This window comes from Paraburkholderia sp. GAS82, from assembly GCF_050436285.1.
GTDB lineage: Bacteria > Pseudomonadota > Gammaproteobacteria > Burkholderiales > Burkholderiaceae > Paraburkholderia > Paraburkholderia phenazinium_B.
Genome location: NZ_JBNDLX010000015.1, coordinates 1 through 20,187, shown reverse-complemented (window position 1 = coordinate 20,187; position 20,187 = coordinate 1). Strand labels below are relative to the sequence as shown.

The following is a 20,187-nucleotide window of genomic DNA, read 5'->3' as shown; positions in this document are numbered from 1 at the left end:
ACTGATGCATGACGTGAATCACGGAATCCGCAATTGTAACCCTGTCCGGCGTCGCCTTCGCGCATCCACGATCCGGCCCCGCCACCCCCCGCAGCTATAATGCGGGCATGACTGCTCACCTCCAGACCTTTGACGTCGCCGTGATCGGCGGCGGGCTCGTCGGCAAGACTGCGGCGCTCGCGTTGGCGCAAGGCGGCCTGCGCGTCGGCCTGCTGGCGCAACCGTGTGCCCCGCTGCCAGCCGGTTCGATTTTCGATGCGCGGGTCTATGCGCTGTCCTCCAGTTCGCAGGCCCTGCTCGAGCGGCTGCGGGTCTGGCAGGCGCTCGACACCGCACGCCTCGGCCCGGTCTATGACATGCGGGTCTATGGCGATGCCCACGCCGAGCTGCACTTCTCGGCGTTTCAGGCGTCCGTGCCGCAACTGGCGTGGATCGCGGAATCGTCGCTGATCGAGCGCGCACTCGATGCCGCGCTGCGGTTCCAGCCGAGTCTCGAATGGATCGATTCGCGCGCCCAGGGGCTCGACGTGAAGCCGGGCGGCGCGACCATCGGTCTTGCCAACGGCAAAATGCTTGACGCGGATCTGGTGGTCGGCGCGGACGGCGCCCACTCCTGGGTACGTGCGCAGATCGGGTCGAAGGTCATCCGCCAGGACTATAAACAGACCGGCGTGGTCGCCAATTTCAAGGCCGAAAAACCGCACGGCGAAACGGCCTATCAGTGGTTCAAGGACGGCGAGATCATCGCGCTGCTGCCGCTGCCTGATGGACACGTTTCGCTCGTGTGGTCGGCGCGTACCGAGCATGCGCAGGAACTGCTCGCGCTCGATCCTGCGCAGCTCGCCGCGGAAGTCGAACGCATCACGGGCGGCCAGGTGGGCGCGCTTGACTGCGTGACCCCGGCGCAGGGTTTTCCGCTCGCGCTGCAAACCGTCGACCGGCTCGTTGCACCGCGGGTCGCCCTGGTGGGCGACGCCGCGCACCTGATCCATCCGCTCGCGGGACAAGGCATGAATCTTGGACTGCGCGACGTCGCGGCGCTCGCCGATACGATCGCCGGCAAGGAAGCGTTCCGTGATCTCGGCGACACCGTGCTGCTGCGGCGTTACGAACGGGCACGCCGCGAAGACATCCGCGCGCTGATGGTCGCCACCGATGGCCTGCAAAAGCTGTTCTCCGTTCCGGGCCCGGTTGCCCGCGTCCTGCGCAACACGGGCATGGCTTTCGTAGGCGCGCAGCCGCTAATCAAGCGCTGGCTCGTTTCGGCGGCTTTGGGCTAAGAGGGCACGGCGCGCGAGTATGATGAACGGGTGGGCCGCCCGCCTGTCCGAGACGTACCAAGCGAAGACGCGTGATGCGTGTTCGAATGAACCAGGATATCCAGTATGAAAAAGCACCTCCGAATCGCCGCGCTCACCCTTGCCGTGGCCGTCGCGACACTCGGCTGCTCCGCGCAGGCCGACCAGGCCACCGACAAACTCAAGGCGACCTTGCAGGCTCGTCTCGGCGACGACGCGACCATCAAGAGCATCTCGAAATCGCCGATTGCCGGGTTGTACGAGATCAACCTTGGCACGCAGATCGTCTATAGCGACGCGAACGGCGACTACCTGCTGCTCGGCGATATCGTCGACGCGAAGACCCGCAAGAATCTGACCGAAGCGCGCTTGTCCGAAACCAACCGCATCGACTTTGCGAGCCTGCCGTTCGCGAACGCGGTGAAGGTCGTGAAGGGCAATGGCAGCCGCAAGATGGCGGTGTTCTCGGATCCGAACTGCCCGTATTGCAAGCAGCTCGAAACCACGCTGAAGTCTATCGACAACGTCACCGTGTACACCTTCCTGTATCCGGTGCTGTCGCCGGATTCGACGGTGAAGTCGAAGTCGATCTGGTGTTCGTCGGACCGCGCCAAGGCCTGGGAATCGTGGATGCAGGACCGTCAGGCGCCAACCGCCGCAGGCACCTGTGACACAGCCGCCATCGAAAAGAATCTCGATCTTGGCCACGCCATGAACGTGGACGGCACGCCCACCATCTTCCTCGCCGACGGCCGCCGCCTGCCAGGCGCGGTGCCGGCCGACCGGCTGGACAAAGAACTCTCCTCGGTGCACTAAACAGCTCGCACCGTCAGACCGGAGGCGCACTTTGCGCCTCCTGCCATTTCTGGACCCCTGATTTTTCTAACCTACCCCGCCGATGAAGCCGATCCGCTACAGCATCGTTCCGAAGCAACCCGCCGCCCACCTGTTCGAAGTCACCATCACCGTCGCCGATCCTGATCCTTCTGGTCAGCGTTTCATGCTGCCGGTGTGGATTCCCGGCAGTTACATGGTGCGCGAATTCGCCCGCAATATCGTCACGCTGCGTGCGGTCAACGAAGCCGGGCGCAAGGTGCGGGTGGAAAAGACCGACAAGCAGACGTGGCAAGCCGCGCCGGTCAACGGTCCGCTGACGCTGCGCTACGAGGTGTACGCGTGGGATATGTCGGTGCGGGCGGCGCATCTGGACGATACGACGGGGTTCTTCAACGGCACCAGCGTGTTCCTTGCGGCCGTGGGCCATGAGGATGCGCCGTGTCTGGTGGATATCCAGAAGCCGGCCGGCCCGGCTTACCGGAGCTGGCGCGTCGCTACGGCGTTGCCGGAAGCGCGCGGTACCCGACGCTACGGCTTCGGTGAGTACAGCGCGCAGAACTATGACGAACTGGCCGACCATCCGGTGACGCTCGGCGAATTTGCGCTGGCGACCTTCAAGGCGCATGGCGTGCCGCACGACATCGTGATTGCCGGCCGCGTGGTCGCGCTCGATATGGCGCGTCTCGCCGCGGATCTGAAGCGCATCTGCGAAGCGCAGATTGCCTTGTTCGAGCCGAAATCGAAGAAGGCGCCGGTCGAACGCTATGTATTCATGACCCAGGCCGTGAGCGATGGCTACGGCGGACTCGAGCATCGCGCTTCGACTGCGCTGATCTGCAACCGGTCCGATCTGCCGGTTGAAGGCCGCCCGCAGACCACGGAAGGCTACCGGACGTACCTCGGCCTGTGCAGCCACGAATACTTCCACACGTGGAACGTGAAGCGCATCAAGCCTGCCGCCTTCGCGCCGTACGATCTGACGCGTGAGAACTACACCTCGCTGCTGTGGCTGTTCGAAGGGTTCACGTCGTACTACGACGATCTGATTCTGGTGCGCACCGGTCTTATTTCGCCGGAAGAGTATTTCGCGCTGCTCGGCAAGGTGGTGGGCGGCGTGATGCGGGGCAGCGGCCGCCTGAAGCAGACCGTCGCGGAAAGCTCGTTCGATGCCTGGGTGAAGTACTACCGGCAGGACGAGAATGCGCCGAACGCGATCGTCAGCTATTACACGAAGGGTTCGCTGGTCGCGCTGGCGTTTGATTTGACAATTCGAGCGCAGACCAACAACCGCAAGTCGCTCGATGACGTGATGCGCCTTCTGTGGCAGCGTTTCGGACGCGACTTCTATCGCGGCAAGCCGGTCGGTGTGACTGAGGACGAGGTCGAAGAGATTTTCACCGAGGCAACCGGCGCTGACCTTGGCGCGCTATTCGAACAGGCGGTGCGCAGCACGCGCGATCTGCCGCTCGAAACCCTGCTCGAGCCGTTTGGCATTTCGCTCGCTCCGGAGCGCGACAAGAACGCCAGGCCAACGCTCGGCGCCCGCGTGCGCGGCGGCGGGGATTGCACGCTCGCCGCCGTCCACGACGGCAGCGCAGCGCAGAAAGCCGGGCTTTCCGCAGGCGACGTGCTGGTGGCGATCGACGGTCTGCGCGTGACTGGCGCGAATCTTGATGCGCTGCTCTCGCGCTATCTGCCGGGCGCAAAAGTGGAAGTGCACGCGTTCCGCCGCGACGAGCTGCGCACCGTGCAAGTCAAGCTGGACGGCCCTGAGGTGTCGCGCTATTCGCTGACCGTCACCGACAGGCGCACGGCGGCGCGCAACTGGCGCGAGCGTTGGCTGGCGGCCTGAAAGCGGCGAAACGTCCTTACAGTCTGCTTAAATCGCGAGATTCGGCGTCGGATTGTTCTACCCATGCAACAATCCTTCGCTGCCGCACGGCTTTTTCGCGGGCCGGTAAAAAAACACAATGGCTCCACTCGCGCAACACTGCGCGCCCCTACTGGAGTCAACCATGACCACGATCCTGCAAATCAACTCGGCAGCCCGCTCGCAAGGCGCTCAATCGACGCTGCTCGTCAACGAACTGACTGAGAAGCTGCAACAATCGAATCCGGGCGCGCAAGTCGTCGTCCGTAACCTGCAAGCTGAACCGCTGCCCCACCTCGACGATGCGATCCTCGGCGCGTTCTTCACGCCGGCTGACCAACGCACGCCGGAACAGGCTGCCATCTCTGCCCGCAGCGAAGCGCTGATCGCCGAACTGCAAGCGGCCGACATCATCGTGATCGGCGCGCCGATGTATAACTTCGGTGTGTCGTCGCAACTGAAGACGTACTTCGACTTCATCGCTCGCGCTGGCATCACGTTCAAGTACACGGAAACCGGCCCTGAAGGCCTTGTGAAGGGCAAGAAGGTGTTCGTGGTTTCGGCTCGCGGCGGCAAATATCTCGGCACCCCGAACGACAGCCAGACGCCGTATCTGAAGGCCTTCCTCGGCTTCCTCGGCATGACCGACGTGAACTTCATCTACGCTGAAGGCCTGAATATGGGCCCGGATGCAGCGACCGCCGCTCTGGCCGGCGCACGCGAAGCGATCGCCGCGTTCTAAGGTCGCGTAGAGGTGATCCGTGTCGTCGCGTGTCGCCTTGCGTTACTAAGCGAGCGTCTGCGCTTCGTCGGGCAGACGCCAGTCGATCGGCTGACGCTTGTGTTCGGTGAGGTACTCGTTAGCGAGCGCAAAGTGCCCGCAACCGAGAAAGCCGCGATGCGCCGACAGCGGCGACGGATGCGGCGCCTCCAGCACGTAGTGTGATTTGCCGCCGAGCAACGCCCGCTTGGCTTGTGCATGCGCGCCCCACAGCATGAACACGAGGCCGTCGTGACGCTCCGCCAGCTCGTGGATCAGCGTGTCCGTGCACTTCTCCCAGCCGCGCTTCGCGTGACTTGCCGCCGAGTCGCGCTCGACGGTTAGCACGGTGTTCAGCAGCAGCACCCCCTGTTTTGCCCAGGCATCGAGGCAGCCATGACGCGGCGGCTCATGACCCAGACTCGCGGCAATTTCCTTGAAGATATTGCGCAGCGACGGCGGCGGACGCACAGCCGGCGGTACCGAGAACGCCAGCCCGTGAGCCTGCGGTGTGCCGCGATCTTCACCGTGGTAAGGATCCTGGCCGAGGATCACGACTTTGACCTCGTCCGGACTGGTGAGGCGCAGTGCGCGGAATACGTCGGCGGGATAAACCGTCTTGCCCGCAGCACGCTCGCCGTCGACGAAACGGCACAACGAGTCGTACGCATCGCTCTCGATGAACGGTCGCAGATGGGTTCGCCATGCAGGCGGCAACGCATCGAATTGGGCTTCGAGCGTGGGCGTAGACGTGGACTTCATGGATGACGTGGCCGGCGTTCGCGCTTCAGCAGGGTGATCGGACGATTCGTCGCCAAACAGCGAGGCTTGCGACGAGGGGGAACGGGTACGGGAGGCGGAGTTCATGACGCGCAAGTGTCGCAGCAAACTGGGCGTAGCTCAAGGCATGCGGTCAGAGGCCGTGCTGCGGCGTCAGGTCTCGCGCATTGCTCGATGTCACCGTTGAGGCAGGGCAAGGACGCTTACTGCTCCCGCAGCCGATACCCGCGTTGCGCCTTGCTGACATCGTCCGGCGCGAGTCCGGGGACCTTGGCGCGGAGTTCGTCCGCCAGCGCATGCAGTGCGGCTTCGTCTCCGCTTTTCAGCTCAAGTTCGACTTCGAGAATCGGTGCGCGACGTGTTTCACCATCGACCTCGGCGATCACGTCGCCCTGATCGATTGCCGCTTCCACCGTGGCGCCGCTGTGCGCCACCTGCCAGAGAGTGCGGGTGAAATTCGTACGGAACAGTTCGATCAGGTCCGGGGCGGCGCCGCGCAGCGCGGCGGCTACCGTGGGTTCGTCGCAGGCGTGCAGCAGCGCGTCGATCTCCAGCTTCTCGCCGGCTACCGGCATTTCCCACTCGTGTCGGCTGTGCATGCCGGCGCTTGCATTGCCGGCGGTCTTGAAGGTTTGCAGCCAGCCGTCCGGCGTGTGACGAAGGCGCAGCGCGCTTTTCGAGCGCGCCAACGTCAGAGCGGGCGTGTCGAAGTAGATATTGGCAAGCGCGATTGGACGGCCCGCGGTGCCGGTGCGTGCGACGAACCAGCGCGTCGCCGCGTCTATCTGGTCGGCGGCCAATGCCAGCTTGATTTCACGTTCCATGCCCATGGCGGTGTTTTCCTGGTTAGCTCAAAACGAAGCTCAGAAAAACATCCGCGCAAGTTCTGCGCCCGGTTCCTCGGCCCGCATGAACGCTTCGCCGACGAGGAACGTATGCACATCCATCTCGCGCAGGCGATCCACGTCCGCGCGCGCCAGGATGCCCGATTCGGTTACGACGATGCGATCCTCCGGGATCAGGTCGAGCATGCCGATGGTCGTTTCGATCGATGTTTCGAACGTGCGCAGATTGCGGTTGTTAACGCCGATCAGCGGCGTCTTCAGCGTCAGCGCTTCCATCAACTCGTTCCTGTCATGCACTTCGACGAGTACCGCGAGCCCCAGCGAATGCGCGAACGCTTCGAGATCCTGCATCTGCGAGGTCTCGAGCGCGGCGGCGATCAGCAGGATCGCGTCGGCGCCCATCGCGCGCGCTTCGACGATCTGATACGGATCGATGATGAAGTCTTTGCGCAGGACCGGCAGATCGCAGGCGGCGCGCGCTTGTTCCAGGTAGGCGGCGCTGCCCTGGAAAAACTGCACGTCGGTGAGGACGGACAGGCAGGCGGCGCCGTGCTTCGCATACGAACGCGCAATCTCAGCCGGCACGAAATGCTCGCGTAGCACGCCCTTTGAAGGGCTCGCCTTCTTCACTTCGGCGATTACGGCGGCCTGACCCAAGGCATGTTTGGCGCGCAGCGCGCCGACAAAGTCGCGCTTGTCGCGCGCCGAGGCTTCGAGGCGCAGTTCCTCGAGCGGTGCGCTCAGTTGCCCCGCGCGGACCTCCTGGCGCTTGACGTCGATGATGCGTTCCAGAATATCGCTCATAGATTTCTCGATACAGAATTTAATGCTTGAATTGCTGGGTGAAGCGAACCAGATCGTCGACCTTCGCCCGCGCCTTGCCGTTTGCGATCGCTTCGCGCGCCAGTTCGATGCCGTCCGCGATCGAGGCCGCCACATTCGCAGCATAGAGCGCTGTGCCGGCGTTCAGTGTGACAATCTCACGCGCCACGCCCGGTTTGTTATCGAGCGCTTCGAGCAGCATCAGTTTGGATTCGGTGGCATCAGCCACTTTCAGCGAGCGGTTCGAGACCATCTGCATGCCGAAGTCTTCCGGATGAATCTCGTACTCGAGAATTTCCCCGTTGCGCAGTTCGCCGACTTGCGTTGCCGCGCCCAACGAAACCTCGTCCATGCCGTCCATGCCGTAGACGACCAGCACGTGCTTGGCGCCCAGGCGCTGCATCACACGCACCTGGATGCCAACCAGGTCCCCATGGAATACGCCCATCAACTGGTTCGGCGCGCTGGCCGGGTTGGTCAACGGTCCGAGGATGTTGAAGAGGGTCCGCACGCCGAGTTCGCGACGCACCGGGGCGATATTCTTCATGGCCGGGTGATGGTTCGGCGCGAACATGAAACCCATGCCGGTTTCTGCAATCGAGGCCGCCACTTGTTCCGGCTGCAGATCGATATTGACGCCGAGCGCTTCGAGCACATCCGCGCTACCCGACTTGCTCGATACGCTGCGCCCGCCGTGCTTCGCGACCTTGGCGCCGGCCGCGGCCGTGACGAACATCGTCGCCGTGGAGATGTTGAACGTGTGCGCGCCGTCGCCGCCAGTTCCGACGATATCGACAAAGTTCGAGTTGTCCTGCACCTCAACGTGCCGGGCAAACTCACGCATCACCGTGGCGGCCGCGGTGATTTCGCCGATGGTCTCTTTTTTGACGCGCAGTCCCGTGATGATTGCGGCCGCCATCACCGGCGATAGCTCGCCGCGCATGATGAGGCGCATCAGATGCAGCATCTCGTCGTGGAAAATCTCGCGGTGCTCGATCGTGCGCTGCAACGCTTCCTGGGGGGTAATCGTCATGATTTCGCCTCGGGTGATCAAGCGTTGCGTTTCGCTGACGCGGCTTTCGACTGCTTCACGAAGTTCTCGAGCAGTGCGTGGCCGTGTTCGGACAGGATCGATTCCGGGTGGAACTGCACGCCTTCGACGGCCAGTTCCTTGTGACGCACGCCCATGATCTCGCCGTCGTCGGTCCATGCGGACACTTCGAGGCAATCGGGCAGCGACTCGCGCTCGATGGCGAGCGAGTGATAGCGCGTCACGACGAAGTGCTTCGGCAGGTCGGCGAAGACGCCTTTGCAGTCGGTTTCGATCGTGCTGACCTTGCCGTGCATGATGGTCTGCGCGCGCACGACACGACCGCCAAATGCTTCGCCGATGGCCTGATGGCCGAGACATACGCCGAGGATCGGGTACTTGCCCGAGAACTCGCGCAGCACGTCGAGCGTGATGCCCGCGTGTTGCGGGTTGCTCGGCCCCGGCGACAGGCAAATCCGCTCGGGATTGAGCTTCGCGATCTCGTCCAGCGTGATCTCGTCGTTGCGGTAGGTCCGAACGTCTTCGCCGAGTTCGCCGAAGTACTGGACCAGGTTGTAGGTGAATGAATCGTAGTTGTCGATCATCAGCAGCATGGTCTGTCTCCGGTCAGAAGTCGCTATCGAGGCCGTCTTGCACCTGCTCGGCGGCGCGCAATACCGCGCGCGCCTTGTTTTCGGTCTCTTGCCATTCGGATTCGGGCACCGAATCAGCGACGATACCCGCTGCCGCCTGCACATACAGATTGCCGTTGGCGATCACACCCGTGCGGATCGTGATGGCCAGATCCATTTCGCCGGTGAACGAGAGGTAGCCGACCGCGCCGCCATACAGGCCTCGCTTGACCGGTTCGAGTTCGTCGATCAGTTCCATCGCGCGGACCTTCGGCGCGCCGGACAGCGTGCCGGCCGGGAAGGTGGCGCGCAGCACGTCGAAATTGGTGGTACCGGGTTTCAGCTTGCCTTCGACCGAACTCACGATGTGCTGCACGTGCGAGTACTTCTCGATCACCATCTTGTCGGTGACGACCACCGAGCCGATCTGCGCGATGCGGCCCACGTCGTTGCGCGCGAGGTCGATCAGCATGACGTGCTCGGCGATTTCCTTCGGGTCGTTCAGCAGTTCGGTGGCGAGCTCGGCATCGCGCTCGGGCGTGTTGCCACGCGGACGGGTACCGGCGAGCGGACGGATGGTGACGATACGATCCTCACCGCGCTTTTCCTGACGCACCAGGATTTCCGGCGAAGCGCCGACCACGTGAAAGTCGCCGAAGTTGTAGTAATACATGTACGGCGACGGGTTCAGCGAACGCAGTGCACGGTATAGCGAAAGCGGATTGTCGCGATACGGTTTCGTCAGACGTTGGCCGACCTGTACCTGCATCAGCTCGCCGGCGGCGATGTATTCCTTCGCCTTGCGCACAGCGGTGAGGTAATCGTCTTTGGCGAATTCGCGGTAGGTTTCGGTGCGTACGCTCGCCGAAGTCACCGGCGGCTGCACGGTCGTGCGCAGGCGTTGACGCAGATCGCGCAGACGTTGTTTGGCGCGGGTGTAGGCCTCGGGCGTGGTTGGATCGGCGTAGACCACGAGGTATAGCTTGCCCGCGAGGTTATCGATCACCGCGACTTCTTCGGTCAGCAGCAACTGGATGTCCGGCAGGTTCAGGTCGTCTGGCGGCGCGCTGTGCGCAAGTTTCTTCTCGATGTAGCGGACCGCGTCATAACCAAAATACCCTGCGAGACCGCCTGCAAAACGCGGCAATCCCGGCCGTTGCGCCACTTTGAAGCGGCCCTGGAATTGCTGGATGAAGTCGAGCGGGTCGCCTTCGTGCGTTTCGACCACGCTACCGTCACGCACCACTTCCGATACCCCGTTGCGGGTGCGCAGCAGCGTGCGGGCCGGCAGGCCGATGAATGAATAGCGTCCGAACCGTTCGCCACCCACCACGGATTCCAGCAGGAACGAGTTGGCGCCGTTGCGCTCGGGTTGCGCGAGCTTCAGATACAGCGACAGCGGCGTTTCCAGGTCGGCGAGCGCTTCGGCGATCAGCGGGATGCGGTTATAGCCCTCGTTCGCGAGGGACTGGAATTCGAGTTCGGTCATGTTCCGATCCTGTTCATAGGTCCGTGCGCGGCGTGCGACGGACAAAGCGGGGCGATGCGCTGTCTACGTGGCCGGTTTGGGCGAAGCCTGGTCTGGCGATGCTTAAGACAAGGTTAGGCCAACCGGCGCGAGCTTTCCCACGAAGCGTGTACGGGACGGGCGGCGCCACGGTACCTAAGGTACACGACGGCCGCATGAACCGATGCGACGAGAACTACTGGGAAAGGCGCGTGAGCGCAGCGAAGCAAAAAACGGTGCCGAAGACGAGCTTCAGCGTACCTCAGGCGAGGTTAGCGCGACCAGCGACGCCAGGGCCAGGCTCCCCGGTCGATGCTGCTCAGACTCCGTTTTTTGTTCAGAAACATGAGGATGATGGACTTGTTAAGTCGATGTATGGTGAGCTGCGTGTTGCGCTGCAATGGCCTTGGCGGCTTCGAGCAGCGAGGCAACTATACCATCCGATTTTATTGTTTGTATAGCCTGGCCATGGTTGTATCCGTAGGGCACGGTTAGCGTCGCCATGCCCGCCGCGCGGCCGGCCAGCGCGTCGTTTTCGGAGTCGCCGATCGCTACCGTCGCCTCGGGCTCGACCTGCAATTGCGCGCAGGCGGTGAGCATCGGCAGCGGATCCGGCTTCTTTTTCGACAGACTGTCGCCGCCGAGCACGACGCTGAAATAGCTGGCAAGCCCGTATTGCGCCAGGAGTTCTACAGCGAATCGGTACGGCTTGTTCGTCACGCACGCGAGCTTGAGGCCGGCGTCGCGCATGGCTTTCAGGCCGGCCTCGACGTCCGGGTACAGTCGCGTATGGTGGCCGTTGATCCGCGCGTACTCTTCCTGGTAGATCGCGAGTGCCTCGTCGAAGCGGTCCTGTGCCAGGGCCGCCTCGAAGCGCGGCGCGAGCACGCTGCGGATCAGATGCTCCGAGCCCTTGCCGACATAACCCACCACTTCCTCGCGCGAGGTTTCCGCCGCATCGAGTTGGGCGAGCATGCCGTTCAGACCTGCCGTGAAGTCGTCGGCGGTGTCGACCATCGTGCCGTCCAGGTCGATGATCGCCGCGAGAATACGCGGGCCGCTGAACACTGGCGCGGCAAACTGTGGCGTTGCGCTTGCCGTCATACGTGCTGCTCAACTTTCGCCAGTTCGGCGCGCATCTCGGCGATGATCGTCTTGTAGTCGTGGTGGCCGAAAATGGCCGAGCCGGCTACGAAGGTGTCCGCGCCCGCTGCCGCGATCGCGGCGATGTTGTCGATCTTCACGCCGCCGTCCACTTCGAGATGAATCTCGCGGCCGGTTTTTTCCTTGTACGCGTCGATGCGCTTGCGGGCCTCTCGCAACTTGACGAGCGCTTCGGGGATGAACGACTGGCCGCCAAAACCCGGATTCACCGACATGATCAGCACCAGATCGACCTTGTCCATGACGTAATCGAGGTGGCTCAACGACGTGGCTGGATTGAACACGAGACCGGCCTTGCAGCCGTGATCGCGGATTAGCGACAGTGTGCGGTCGATGTGGTCCGAGCCTTCAGGGTGAAAGCTGATCACGTTGGCGCCCGCCTTGGCGAAGTCGGGCACGATCCGGTCGACGGGGCGCACCATCAGATGCACGTCGATCGGCACGCTGCAGTGCGGACGGAGCGCCTCGCAGACGAGCGGACCGATAGTCAGGTTCGGCACGTAATGGTTGTCCATTACGTCGAAGTGGATCCAGTCGGCGCCGGCGGCGATGACACTGCGGACTTCTTCGCCGAGCCGCGAGAAGTCGGCCGACAGAATGCTGGGGGAGATGCGAAATTGCGTCATGGCGGTGGCGGGCGGTAGGCGGAAAAACCCATTTTACCGTCTTGTGGGTTTCCGGGCCGTGTCCGGACGGGACGGCCGGGTTGCGGGCATGCCGTGCATAAAGCAGAATGCGGGACAATAATGAAGCCTTTGCCGGCGCGCCTGACGGCATGGGCGCCCGAGCCTCTCGCAGCCTTTCACGACACCGCTTCACCAGACCGGAATCAGGATGAGCCAGTACGAATTCAGCGTAGCGGCGCAGGTCCAGTACCTGCCCGACGAGTCGGACCCGGAACGCCGCCAGTATGCGTTCGCCTACACGCTGACTATCCGCAACAGCGGTCAGGTGCCGGCACAACTGATTGCGCGCCATTGGGTGATCACCGACAGCGACAAGCACGAGCAGGAGGTGAAGGGACTGGGCGTGGTCGGTCACCAGCCGCTGCTCAAGCCGGGCGAGCAATTCGAATATACGAGTTGGGCCGTGATTGCGACGCCTGTCGGCACCATGCGCGGAGAGTATTTCTGCGTCGCCGAAGACGGCGAGCGCTTTGAAGCGCCGGTGCCGGAATTTGTCCTGCGCATGCCGCGCACACTGCATTGAACCGGCGGCGTTGCTTGCGGTCTTTAAACAGCGCTAGCGTTGTTTGTCGCGGTTCGCTTTCTTCTTGCCGGACGACATATAGATAACGATGAAGACGACCAGGAAGAGCGCTATCAGCAATTCCGGTACGAGCATGAGCATCGGGTATTCGTCGAACAGATCAGACATGGCGGTTTCCATCAAGTACGAACATTGTAGGGGTTTTGTCCGCGCGGTCGGCGGCTGGCTGGGGGCGCTTTCAGTCGCGGTGATGCTGGCTTCGTGCGGAGGCGGCGGTGCGGTACGGCCGTCCGGGCCGCCGACCGGCGCGGCGTTTGTTCCTGGTCAGGTGGCTGCGGCGAGGCTCACGCAGGTAGCGTGGCAACAGGTGCCTGGCTGGCAGGATGACTCGCTGATCGGGGCGACGGCCGCGCTGCGGCAGAACTGCGTGCGGCTCGCGCGTCTGCCGAACTGGCAACGCGCCTGTGCGGCGGCGGCGCAGATCGACGATCTGGATCTGACGAGCGCCCGCGCTTTCTTCGAAGCCTACTTCACCCCGTTCCAGTTCTCGAATACCGACGGCACGCTCGATGGACTGGTGACCGGTTACTACGAGCCGTTGCTGCGTGGCTCGCGGACCCAGCATGGTGTTTATCAGACGGCGTTATATCGGTGGCCGGCGGGTTATCGTCCCGGCGCTGAGATGCCGAGCCGGGCACAGCTTGAGCGCTCGGGTGTGCTCAATGGCAATGAACTTGTCTGGGTCGACGATCCGATCGAAGCGTTTTTCCTGCAGGTGCAAGGGTCCGGACGCATCGTGATGGAAGACGGCAGCGTCATGCGGCTCGGCTTTGGCGGCACCAATAATCAGCCGTATAAGTCGATTGGGCGTTGGTTGCTCGATCGCGGTGAGTTGACGCCGTCTCAGGCCACGATGCAGGGGATCAAGGCGTGGGCGCGCGCTAATCCGACGCGTGTTGATACGCTGCTGGATACGAATCCGCGCTTTGTTTTCTTCCGTGAGATGCCTTCCGCGGAGGGTACTTCGGGCGGCGGGGCCGATGGTCCAATCGGCGCCTTGGGCGTGCCTTTGACACCGGAACGGTCGATTGCCGTCGACCCGTCTTCGATTCCGCTAGGGACGCCCGTGTTTTTGCAGACTACTCGTCCGTTGACCAATTCGCCGATGAACCGTCTGGTTTTTGCGCAGGATACGGGGTCGGCCATCAAGGGTGGTGTGCGGGCGGATTATTTCTGGGGTCTTGGTGATGATGCGGGCGATCTGGCTGGGAAGATGAGGCAGGCCGGGCGGATGTGGTTGTTGTTGCCGAATTCGTGATTTTTTGGGGTGGGGCGGCGGAGTGCGTGGATGGTTGTGGGCGATGCCGAGGCTGCTGGGCAGGTTGAGGTTGAGCGGTGTCGGGGCTGGAGCGCCAGGTCGCTAGAGCAGGCTTAGGCGGCTATCCACGACCGTCGGCACGCCCGCCTCGCTAGTACTGCCGCTACCTTCACCGCTACCTCCGTCCCGCGCTACCTCTCCCTCCGCGGACAACGCCGCCGGCGTTCTCAGACGCTCGCCTTACGCTTGTCCACGACACGCCGTGCTTTTCCCACCGAGCGTTCGATGCCGTTCACCGGTAACACGTTGACCACGGCGCTGATGCCGATCAACGCCTTGATGTCGTAACTCAAAGCCTGTTTTGCCGCGGCGAGCGCTGCAGTGTCGGGTGCTGTCTCGGGGCACGCTTCGACGTTCAGTGTCAGCACATCGAGCGGACCCTCTTTCGTCAGAACGATCTGATAGTGCGGCGCGAGCACGTGCCGTTTCAGCAGCAACTCCTCGATTTGCGTCGGGAAGACGTTCACGCCGCGCACGATCATCATGTCGTCCGAGCGACCGGTGATTTTTTCCATCCGGCGCATCGTTCGGGCAGTGCCGGGCAGCAGTCGTGTGAGATCGCGGGTGCGATAGCGGATGATCGGCAGGGCTTCTTTCGTCAATGAGGTGAACACCAGTTCGCCCAGTTCGCCGTCTGGCAGCACGTTGCCGGTTTCCGGATCGATGATCTCGGGATAAAAGTGATCTTCCCAGATGGTCGGGCCGTCCTTGGTCTCCGCACATTCCGATGCCACGCCCGGTCCCATTACTTCGGAGAGGCCGTAGATGTCGACCGCGTCGATGCCCATGCGTTTTTCGATCGCGCCGCGCATGTCGTTGGTCCACGGCTCGGCACCGAAGATGCCGATGCGCAGCGAACATTGGGCAGGGTCGACGCCCTGACGTTCGAACTCGTCGGCGATGGACAACATATAGCTTGGCGTCACCATGACGATGTCAGGGCGGAAATCCTGAATGAGCTGAACCTGCTTTTCGGTCTGGCCGCCGCCGAACGGAATCACGGTGAGGCCGGCACGTTCCGCCCCGTAGTGGGCGCCGAGTCCGCCGGTGAACAGGCCGTAGCCGTAGCTTATGTGCACCTTGTCACCGCGCCGCGCGCCGGCCGCGCGGATCGAGCGGGCCACTACGTTGGCCCATGTGTCGATGTCCCGCGCCGTGTAGCCCACCACCGTCGGTTTGCCGGTTGTACCTGAGGACGCATGAATCCGCGATACCTGCTCCTGTGGGACTGCGAACATTCCGAACGGATAGTTATCGCGCAGATCCTTCTTGGTGGTGAACGGAAAGCGCGACAGGTCCGCGAGCGTCTTCACCTCACCTGGATGGACGCCAGCCTCGTCGAATTTGCGCCGATAAACCGGCGAGTTCTCATAAGCGTGCGTGAGCGACCATTTCAGTCGTTCAAGCTGAAGTGCGGCGAGTTCGTCGCGGCTCGCCGTTTCGATCGGCTCGAGCGGGAGCGAGGTGTTCATCGAATGTCTCCTTGCTTCTTTCAGAATGGGTTGCGGTGCGCGCGACCGCCTTCGGCTTTGGGTATCGCGCGGGTTGCCGGTTCAGCTTTCTGTTGGAATCACACTGCCTCTAATCTGGGCAGATTTGCCGCGAAACATCGCTACGGTTTCGTCCGCGCGATTGGTGACACGAATGTCGTAAATGCCTGTTCGGCCGCTTAATGTCTGCTCGACGGCTTCGGCGGTCAGCACATCGCCGCCTTGTACCGGCCGCAGAAATTCGATCGAACAACCCGATGCCACCGTGCTGAGGTTGTAGCTGTTGCAGGCGAATGCGAACGTGGAGTCGGCCAGCGTGAAGATCAGGCCGCCATGGCAGATCTGGTGGCCGTTCAGGAAGTCGGGTCGCACCACCATGCGTAGACGCGCGTAACCGGGCCGGACTTCCAGCAGTTCCAGTCCTAGCGCGCGGCTGCAGGCATCGGCGGCGTACATGGCATCCGCGGTGGCACGGGCCAGTTCGTCGGGCGACAGCGCGGCGCCGCTGACCGGTCGGGGCGCGATGTTGACGGCTTGTTCGGGCTGTAAGGACATCTCAACGGCCCTCGAAGCGCGGTGCGCGTTTCTCGATGAACGCTTGCACACCTTCCGCGTAGTCATGGGATGCGCCTAGCTCGCGCTGCAAATCGCGCTCCAGGTCGAGCTGCTGATCGAGCGTTTGCGTGACGCTGGCGCGCATGGCGTGCTTGATCGCGGCGATTGCACGGGTGGGTTGTTGGGCGAGTTGGGCTGCCAGTTTGGCGGACATGGGGGCGAGGTCCGCGTCGTCGACGACTTGCCACACGAGTCCCCAGCTTTCGGCTTTCTCGGCGCTGAGTTTGTCGCCTGTCAGGGCGAGCCCGAGCGCGCGGGCCATACCGACGCGCTGCGGCAGGAACCATGTGCCGCCGGAGTCCGGCACCAGACCGATTTTCACGAACGCCTGGATAAAGCTGGCCGAACGTGCTGCGAGGACGATGTCGCAGGCAAGTGCGAGATTTGCCCCCGCGCCGGCCGCTGTGCCATTCACGGCGGCGATTACCGGCAGGGGCAACGCTTGCAGGCGACGGATCAGCGGATTGAAGTGAGCGTCAATCAACTCGCCCAGGTCGGTCATGGCGCCGGGTGTGAAGTCGAGGTCGGCAAGATCCTGCCCTGCGCAAAAGCCGCGGCCTGCACCGGTCAGCACAAGGGCTCGTGCTCCACCAGCGACGACTTCGTCGAGGGCGGCGCTCAGTTCCTGATGCATGGAGCGCGTGAAGCTGTTGAGCTTCTCGGGGCGGTTCAGCGTCACGGTGGCAACGCGGCTCGAAGCGTCGAAATCGACGCGGATCGCTTCATATGACATCGGCTTCTCCTGTCTCCTGCTAGCGTTTGAATGGCCATTGAGTGCGGTACAGCTGCTTCAGACGCGCTCAATGGCAAGTGCAATACCTTGGCATGTTAGGCGTGGTGGGCCGCGTATTCCATTCGGCCAAATGGCCTAGGACGCATCGACTCTTTCCGGCTTATGACTTTCAGCCGACTGCCGCCGGCGCCGCTTTCGGTTCAACATGAACACGACTCTGAACCACGCGGTAACGGTTTGCCACGAATGCTGCATCGGCGAGCGCTGCGTTGGCTGCCGGGTTTGCTCCTGTGCCGTGATAATCGGAGAATGCGGCCGACTGATTGACGAAAACACCGCCAGTCAGATTGATGGACAGCGCCACGCCGCCTTGGATCGAAGCTTCGTGAGCGGCTTCGATGACGGCTTCATCCGTGCTGTACACCGAGAGAGTAAGTGCGCCGTGCTCCGCGGCCAGCTTGCCGGCCAGCTGCAATGACTGCATCGTCGAGTCTGTCGCGACGACGAACGAGATTGGGCCGAACCATTCTTTGGAGAATTTCGCCGCGTCGGTGGCGGCGTCGAGTTGCAGGACAAGCGGCGTAAGCACGCGGGCGCCAGCAAAGGCAGGATGTTCGAGCGATTGGCTTTCCACCAGCACGCGGCCAAGCTTGCGAGCTTCGTCGACGCGCGTGGCGACGCCTTGATTCTGAATTGCGCCCAACAGTTCGACGGCGCGGGCGGGATCGGCAACCAGCTTTTGCACGGCTTCGGCGAGAGCCTGCGCGACCGCGTCAAAGCTGAGTGTGCCTTCGGCGATGCGGATGCCGTCACGTGGCACATAGATGTTTTGGGGCGCCGTGCACATCTGGCCGGAATAGAGCGCGAGCGAGAAAGCGATATTGCGCGCAACGGCCTTGATGTCGGCGACCGAGTCGATCACGATCTGGTTGACGCCGGCTTTCTCCGTGTACACCTGTGCCTGGTGTGCATGGCGTTCGAGCCAGGTACCGTTTTGCGTGCTGCCGGTGAAATCGATCAGCTTGATTTCAGGACGCAACGCGAGATCCTGGACCAGCGCACCGTCATCCGGGTTAGTAGCGAGCAGGGTGACGACGTTCGGATCGAAGCCGGCTTCCCGCAGAACGTCGCGCGCGATGCGCACGGTAATAGCGAGCGGCAGAATGGCACCCGGATGTGGTTTGACGACGACCGTGTTGCCGGTTGCGAGATCGGCGAACAATCCCGGATAACCGTTCCATGTTGGGAATGTGCAGCAGCCGAGTACGAGGCCGGTACCACGTGGCACGACGGTATAGCGCTTATGCATCGCAAGTGGAGGATTTTTGCCTTGCGGTTTTTCCCAGTGGGCGTCAGCCGGGATACGACGCAGTTGATCCCATGCATAGACGACGGCTTCGAGCGCGCGGTCCTGGGCATGGGGGCCGCCCGCCTGAAACGCCATCATGAACGCTTGCCCCGTTGTGTGCATGACGCTGTAACCAATCTCGAAGCTCGCGCGATTTACGCGCGCCAGAATTTCGAGGCTCACGCCGACCCACGCTTTCGGGCCGGCGGCGCGCCAGCTTGCTTGTGCGGCGGCAGCGGCGGCAAGCAGGGCGTCGGGGTCGGCTTTGGGGTAGCGGATGCCGAGCGGAAAGCCAAACGGCGAGATTTCGGCTCCGACGGTTGCGCCGGTAGTCGGTTGGTCCAGTTTGAAGGCCTGATTCAGGTGCGCCTTGAATGCCACCTCGCCATCGGCGTTCGCTGTTTCCCCGTACACTTTCGGACTGGGCATCTCGACGAATGGACTCCAGTAGCCGCGCGTTTCGATGGCGGCGAGCGCCTTTTGCAACGTGTCTTCGTGCTTGGAAAATAGCGGGTGTGTCATGGCGAAATGGAAGCTGGAGGTTAGGAGAAATCCTGTCGAATAATTGACCGACCGGTTGGTTGGTGAATGTTAGCATTATTAAGATCTCGGTGCGAAGCGTTTTCGCGCTACTCACTCTTCATACAAAGGAGGCTGCATGGCTTACGAGAATATTTTGATCGAGACCCGTGGGCGGGTCGGTCTTGTCACGCTGAATCGCCCGAAGGCGCTGAATGCGTTGAACGATGCGCTAATGGATGAGTTGGGCGCGGCTTTGAAGACCTTCGACGCTGACGATGAGATTGGAGCGATTGTCATCACGGGCAGCGAAAAGGCATTCGCTGCGGGTGCCGATATCGGCATGATGGCGACCTACACCTATATGGATGTGTACAAGGGCGACTACATCACGCGCAACTGGGAAACCGTGCGCTCTATCCGTAAGCCGATTATTGCGGCCGTTGCTGGCTTTGCGCTTGGTGGTGGCTGTGAACTAGCGATGATGTGCGACATTATCCTCGCGGCAGATACGGCCAAGTTTGGTCAGCCCGAAATCAAGCTCGGCATCATGCCGGGTGCGGGCGGTACGCAACGGTTGCCGCGAGCAGTGTCGAAAGCGAAGGCAATGGATCTGTGCCTGACCGCGCGCTTTATGGATGCGGCCGAGGCAGAGCGTGCAGGACTGGTGTCACGGGTTGTTCCCGCTGCGACATTGCTCGACGAAGCGGTTGCTGCCGCGGCGACGATCGCCGAGTTCCCCTTGCCCGCAGTCATGATGGTCAAGGAGTCGGTGAATCGCGCCTACGAAACCACACTTGCAGAGGGTGTCCATTTCGAGCGCCGACTGTTTCATTCGCTGTTCGCGACTGAGGATCAGAAGGAAGGGATGGCGGCCTTCGTGGAGAAGCGCAAACCGGTATTCAAGCACCGGTAATAAGGCTATCCAAATAACGCTTGCAAGCCATGTGCTGGGTCGCTAGAATCTCGTTCTTTCGCGCTTCGGACACCGGAGCGCGGGGAGCGGGAGAGCCAGCAGTGGCAAGGCTTTCGGCGGGTTGGGCAGGTCAGGCTGGTGCAAAAAACCTGTTGACGACGTAGCGGAAGTTCTTCATAATTTCGTTTCTCTGCTGCTGATGCAGCGACGCAGAACGAAGCGGTACCGAAGGGTTGTGAAGGTGATGCAACGTGGTGCCGGTTTGGTGGTGAATGCGTAACCGATCTTTAAAAATTAACAGCCGATAAGTGTGGGCGCTTGATGGCGACGCGGCGGTGGACCTTTCGGGGTTTGCCGCGAAAGCGAAAGTATCAAGTCTCACACAGTAATGAAAGGAAGGTTTTTTCATCGCAAGATGATTGAACAATTCGTCA

At 62.3% G+C, this 20,187-nt stretch carries 21 protein-coding genes; 7 read left to right on the top strand and 14 right to left on the bottom strand.

What is annotated here, in order from left to right:
• Window positions 1-107 precede the first annotated feature (107 nt).
• The 4 genes from P3T17_RS34230 to P3T17_RS34215 all read left to right on the top strand — a co-directional run bounded on the left by P3T17_RS34230 (window position 108) and on the right by P3T17_RS34215 (window position 4,747).
• Window positions 108-1,280 carry a UbiH/UbiF family hydroxylase gene (locus P3T17_RS34230; RefSeq protein ID WP_429289320.1) on the top strand — a complete coding sequence of 391 codons (1,173 nt, stop codon included), beginning with the start codon at window positions 108-110 and terminating at the stop codon, window positions 1,278-1,280.
• Between the two features lie 105 nt (window positions 1,281-1,385).
• Window positions 1,386-2,114 (top strand): DsbC family protein, encoded by a 729-nt coding sequence (locus P3T17_RS34225; RefSeq protein WP_074262586.1) that lies wholly within the window; start codon window positions 1,386-1,388, stop codon window positions 2,112-2,114.
• Between the two features lie 82 nt (window positions 2,115-2,196).
• A complete protein-coding gene (locus tag P3T17_RS34220) occupies window positions 2,197-3,987 on the top strand; it encodes a M61 family metallopeptidase (protein ID WP_429411364.1) in 1,791 nt (596 codons plus the stop codon).
• A 163-nt stretch (window positions 3,988-4,150) separates the two neighbouring features.
• The gene (locus tag P3T17_RS34215; protein WP_429289318.1) at window positions 4,151-4,747 is read left to right on the top strand and encodes an FMN-dependent NADH-azoreductase; all 597 of its coding nucleotides are present in this window, start codon (window positions 4,151-4,153) and stop codon (window positions 4,745-4,747) included.
• A gap of 45 nt (window positions 4,748-4,792) precedes the next feature.
• On the opposite strand, the gene P3T17_RS34210 is transcribed toward P3T17_RS34215, so the two are convergent.
• The 8 genes from P3T17_RS34210 to rpe all read right to left on the bottom strand — a co-directional run bounded on the left by P3T17_RS34210 (window position 4,793) and on the right by rpe (window position 12,171).
• A complete protein-coding gene (locus P3T17_RS34210; protein WP_429411362.1) occupies window positions 4,793-5,632 on the bottom strand; it encodes a uracil-DNA glycosylase in 840 nt (279 codons plus the stop codon).
• A 116-nt stretch (window positions 5,633-5,748) separates the two neighbouring features.
• Entirely contained in the window at window positions 5,749-6,375 is a 627-nt protein-coding gene (locus P3T17_RS34205; RefSeq protein ID WP_429411360.1) for a CYTH domain-containing protein, read from the bottom strand.
• A gap of 33 nt (window positions 6,376-6,408) precedes the next feature.
• A complete protein-coding gene (gene trpC, locus P3T17_RS34200; RefSeq protein ID WP_074262581.1) occupies window positions 6,409-7,194 on the bottom strand; it encodes an indole-3-glycerol phosphate synthase TrpC in 786 nt (261 codons plus the stop codon).
• Window positions 7,195-7,213: 19 nt separating this feature from the next.
• The gene (trpD, locus tag P3T17_RS34195; RefSeq protein WP_074262580.1) at window positions 7,214-8,245 is read right to left on the bottom strand and encodes an anthranilate phosphoribosyltransferase; all 1,032 of its coding nucleotides are present in this window, start codon (window positions 8,243-8,245) and stop codon (window positions 7,214-7,216) included.
• Between the two features lie 17 nt (window positions 8,246-8,262).
• Entirely contained in the window at window positions 8,263-8,856 is a 594-nt protein-coding gene (locus P3T17_RS34190; RefSeq protein ID WP_074262579.1) for an aminodeoxychorismate/anthranilate synthase component II, read from the bottom strand.
• Window positions 8,857-8,869: 13 nt separating this feature from the next.
• Window positions 8,870-10,363, bottom strand: coding sequence for an anthranilate synthase component I (trpE, locus tag P3T17_RS34185; RefSeq protein ID WP_429411358.1), 1,494 nt, complete (start codon window positions 10,361-10,363; stop codon window positions 8,870-8,872).
• Window positions 10,364-10,744: 381 nt separating this feature from the next.
• Window positions 10,745-11,485 carry a phosphoglycolate phosphatase gene (locus P3T17_RS34180; RefSeq protein WP_429411356.1) on the bottom strand — a complete coding sequence of 247 codons (741 nt, stop codon included), beginning with the start codon at window positions 11,483-11,485 and terminating at the stop codon, window positions 10,745-10,747.
• Window positions 11,482-12,171, bottom strand: a complete 690-nt coding sequence (gene rpe / locus P3T17_RS34175; RefSeq protein ID WP_429411354.1) for a ribulose-phosphate 3-epimerase — start codon at window positions 12,169-12,171, stop codon at window positions 11,482-11,484. The genes P3T17_RS34180 and rpe overlap by 4 nt, the downstream gene beginning before the upstream one ends.
• Window positions 12,172-12,379: 208 nt before the next feature.
• Between rpe and apaG the strand changes: the two genes are divergently transcribed.
• Window positions 12,380-12,754 carry a Co2+/Mg2+ efflux protein ApaG gene (gene apaG / locus P3T17_RS34170; protein WP_074262575.1) on the top strand — a complete coding sequence of 125 codons (375 nt, stop codon included), beginning with the start codon at window positions 12,380-12,382 and terminating at the stop codon, window positions 12,752-12,754.
• A gap of 33 nt (window positions 12,755-12,787) precedes the next feature.
• Here apaG and P3T17_RS34165 read toward each other — a convergent pair whose 3' ends face one another.
• Window positions 12,788-12,922 carry a hypothetical protein gene (locus P3T17_RS34165; RefSeq protein ID WP_302050847.1) on the bottom strand — a complete coding sequence of 45 codons (135 nt, stop codon included), beginning with the start codon at window positions 12,920-12,922 and terminating at the stop codon, window positions 12,788-12,790.
• Here P3T17_RS34165 and mltA point away from each other — a divergent pair.
• On the top strand, window positions 12,921-14,072 hold the full coding sequence (mltA, locus tag P3T17_RS34160; protein ID WP_429411352.1) for a murein transglycosylase A: 1,152 nt from the start codon (window positions 12,921-12,923) through the stop codon (window positions 14,070-14,072). The genes P3T17_RS34165 and mltA overlap by 2 nt on opposite strands.
• 227 nt (window positions 14,073-14,299) lie before the next feature.
• Here the strand turns inward: mltA and paaK are convergent, their stop codons facing one another.
• The 4 genes from paaK to paaN all read right to left on the bottom strand — a co-directional run bounded on the left by paaK (window position 14,300) and on the right by paaN (window position 18,840).
• A complete protein-coding gene (paaK, locus tag P3T17_RS34155) occupies window positions 14,300-15,604 on the bottom strand; it encodes a phenylacetate--CoA ligase PaaK (RefSeq protein WP_074262573.1) in 1,305 nt (434 codons plus the stop codon).
• An 81-nt stretch (window positions 15,605-15,685) separates the two neighbouring features.
• On the bottom strand, window positions 15,686-16,078 hold the full coding sequence (paaI, locus tag P3T17_RS34150; protein WP_429411489.1) for a hydroxyphenylacetyl-CoA thioesterase PaaI: 393 nt from the start codon (window positions 16,076-16,078) through the stop codon (window positions 15,686-15,688).
• Window positions 16,079-16,178: 100 nt separating this feature from the next.
• Window positions 16,179-16,970 carry a 2-(1,2-epoxy-1,2-dihydrophenyl)acetyl-CoA isomerase PaaG gene (gene paaG / locus P3T17_RS34145; RefSeq protein ID WP_074262572.1) on the bottom strand — a complete coding sequence of 264 codons (792 nt, stop codon included), beginning with the start codon at window positions 16,968-16,970 and terminating at the stop codon, window positions 16,179-16,181.
• 169 nt (window positions 16,971-17,139) lie between these two features.
• On the bottom strand, window positions 17,140-18,840 hold the full coding sequence (gene paaN, locus P3T17_RS34140) for a phenylacetic acid degradation protein PaaN (protein ID WP_429411349.1): 1,701 nt from the start codon (window positions 18,838-18,840) through the stop codon (window positions 17,140-17,142).
• Between the two features lie 136 nt (window positions 18,841-18,976).
• Here paaN and P3T17_RS34135 point away from each other — a divergent pair, with 136 nt between their 5' ends.
• Window positions 18,977-19,753 (top strand): enoyl-CoA hydratase, encoded by a 777-nt coding sequence (locus P3T17_RS34135; RefSeq protein WP_429411347.1) that lies wholly within the window; start codon window positions 18,977-18,979, stop codon window positions 19,751-19,753.
• 130 nt (window positions 19,754-19,883) lie between these two features.
• Here the strand turns inward: P3T17_RS34135 and P3T17_RS34130 are convergent.
• Window positions 19,884-20,187 (bottom strand): hypothetical protein (locus P3T17_RS34130; RefSeq protein WP_429411345.1); only part of this gene is annotated, 304 nt, incomplete at its 5' end.

Bases quoted from the DNA above. Each gene is read 5' to 3' on its own strand.
- trpC (WP_074262581.1), bottom strand. From the start codon at position 7,194: ATGAGCGATATTCTGGAACGCATCATCGACGTCAAGCGCCAGGAGGTC.
- P3T17_RS34135 (WP_429411347.1), top strand. From the start codon at position 18,977: ATGGCTTACGAGAATATTTTGATCGAGACCCGTGGGCGGGTCGGTCTT.
- apaG (WP_074262575.1), top strand. From the start codon at position 12,380: ATGAGCCAGTACGAATTCAGCGTAGCGGCGCAGGTCCAGTACCTGCCC.
- P3T17_RS34165 (WP_302050847.1), bottom strand. From the start codon at position 12,922: ATGTCTGATCTGTTCGACGAATACCCGATGCTCATGCTCGTACCGGAA.
- paaG (WP_074262572.1), bottom strand. From the start codon at position 16,970: ATGTCATATGAAGCGATCCGCGTCGATTTCGACGCTTCGAGCCGCGTT.
- trpD (WP_074262580.1), bottom strand. From the start codon at position 8,245: ATGACGATTACCCCCCAGGAAGCGTTGCAGCGCACGATCGAGCACCGC.
- P3T17_RS34190 (WP_074262579.1), bottom strand. From the start codon at position 8,856: ATGCTGCTGATGATCGACAACTACGATTCATTCACCTACAACCTGGTC.
- P3T17_RS34180 (WP_429411356.1), bottom strand. From the start codon at position 11,485: ATGACGGCAAGCGCAACGCCACAGTTTGCCGCGCCAGTGTTCAGCGGC.
- P3T17_RS34205 (WP_429411360.1), bottom strand. From the start codon at position 6,375: ATGGGCATGGAACGTGAAATCAAGCTGGCATTGGCCGCCGACCAGATA.
- paaI (WP_429411489.1), bottom strand. From the start codon at position 16,078: ATGTACGCCGCCGATGCCTGCAGCCGCGCGCTAGGACTGGAACTGCTG.
- paaK (WP_074262573.1), bottom strand. From the start codon at position 15,604: ATGAACACCTCGCTCCCGCTCGAGCCGATCGAAACGGCGAGCCGCGAC.
- paaN (WP_429411349.1), bottom strand. From the start codon at position 18,840: ATGACACACCCGCTATTTTCCAAGCACGAAGACACGTTGCAAAAGGCG.
- rpe (WP_429411354.1), bottom strand. From the start codon at position 12,171: ATGACGCAATTTCGCATCTCCCCCAGCATTCTGTCGGCCGACTTCTCG.
- P3T17_RS34230 (WP_429289320.1), top strand. From the start codon at position 108: ATGACTGCTCACCTCCAGACCTTTGACGTCGCCGTGATCGGCGGCGGG.
- P3T17_RS34220 (WP_429411364.1), top strand. From the start codon at position 2,197: ATGAAGCCGATCCGCTACAGCATCGTTCCGAAGCAACCCGCCGCCCAC.
- P3T17_RS34215 (WP_429289318.1), top strand. From the start codon at position 4,151: ATGACCACGATCCTGCAAATCAACTCGGCAGCCCGCTCGCAAGGCGCT.
- mltA (WP_429411352.1), top strand. From the start codon at position 12,921: ATGGCGGTTTCCATCAAGTACGAACATTGTAGGGGTTTTGTCCGCGCG.
- P3T17_RS34210 (WP_429411362.1), bottom strand. From the start codon at position 5,632: ATGAACTCCGCCTCCCGTACCCGTTCCCCCTCGTCGCAAGCCTCGCTG.
- trpE (WP_429411358.1), bottom strand. From the start codon at position 10,363: ATGACCGAACTCGAATTCCAGTCCCTCGCGAACGAGGGCTATAACCGC.
- P3T17_RS34225 (WP_074262586.1), top strand. From the start codon at position 1,386: ATGAAAAAGCACCTCCGAATCGCCGCGCTCACCCTTGCCGTGGCCGTC.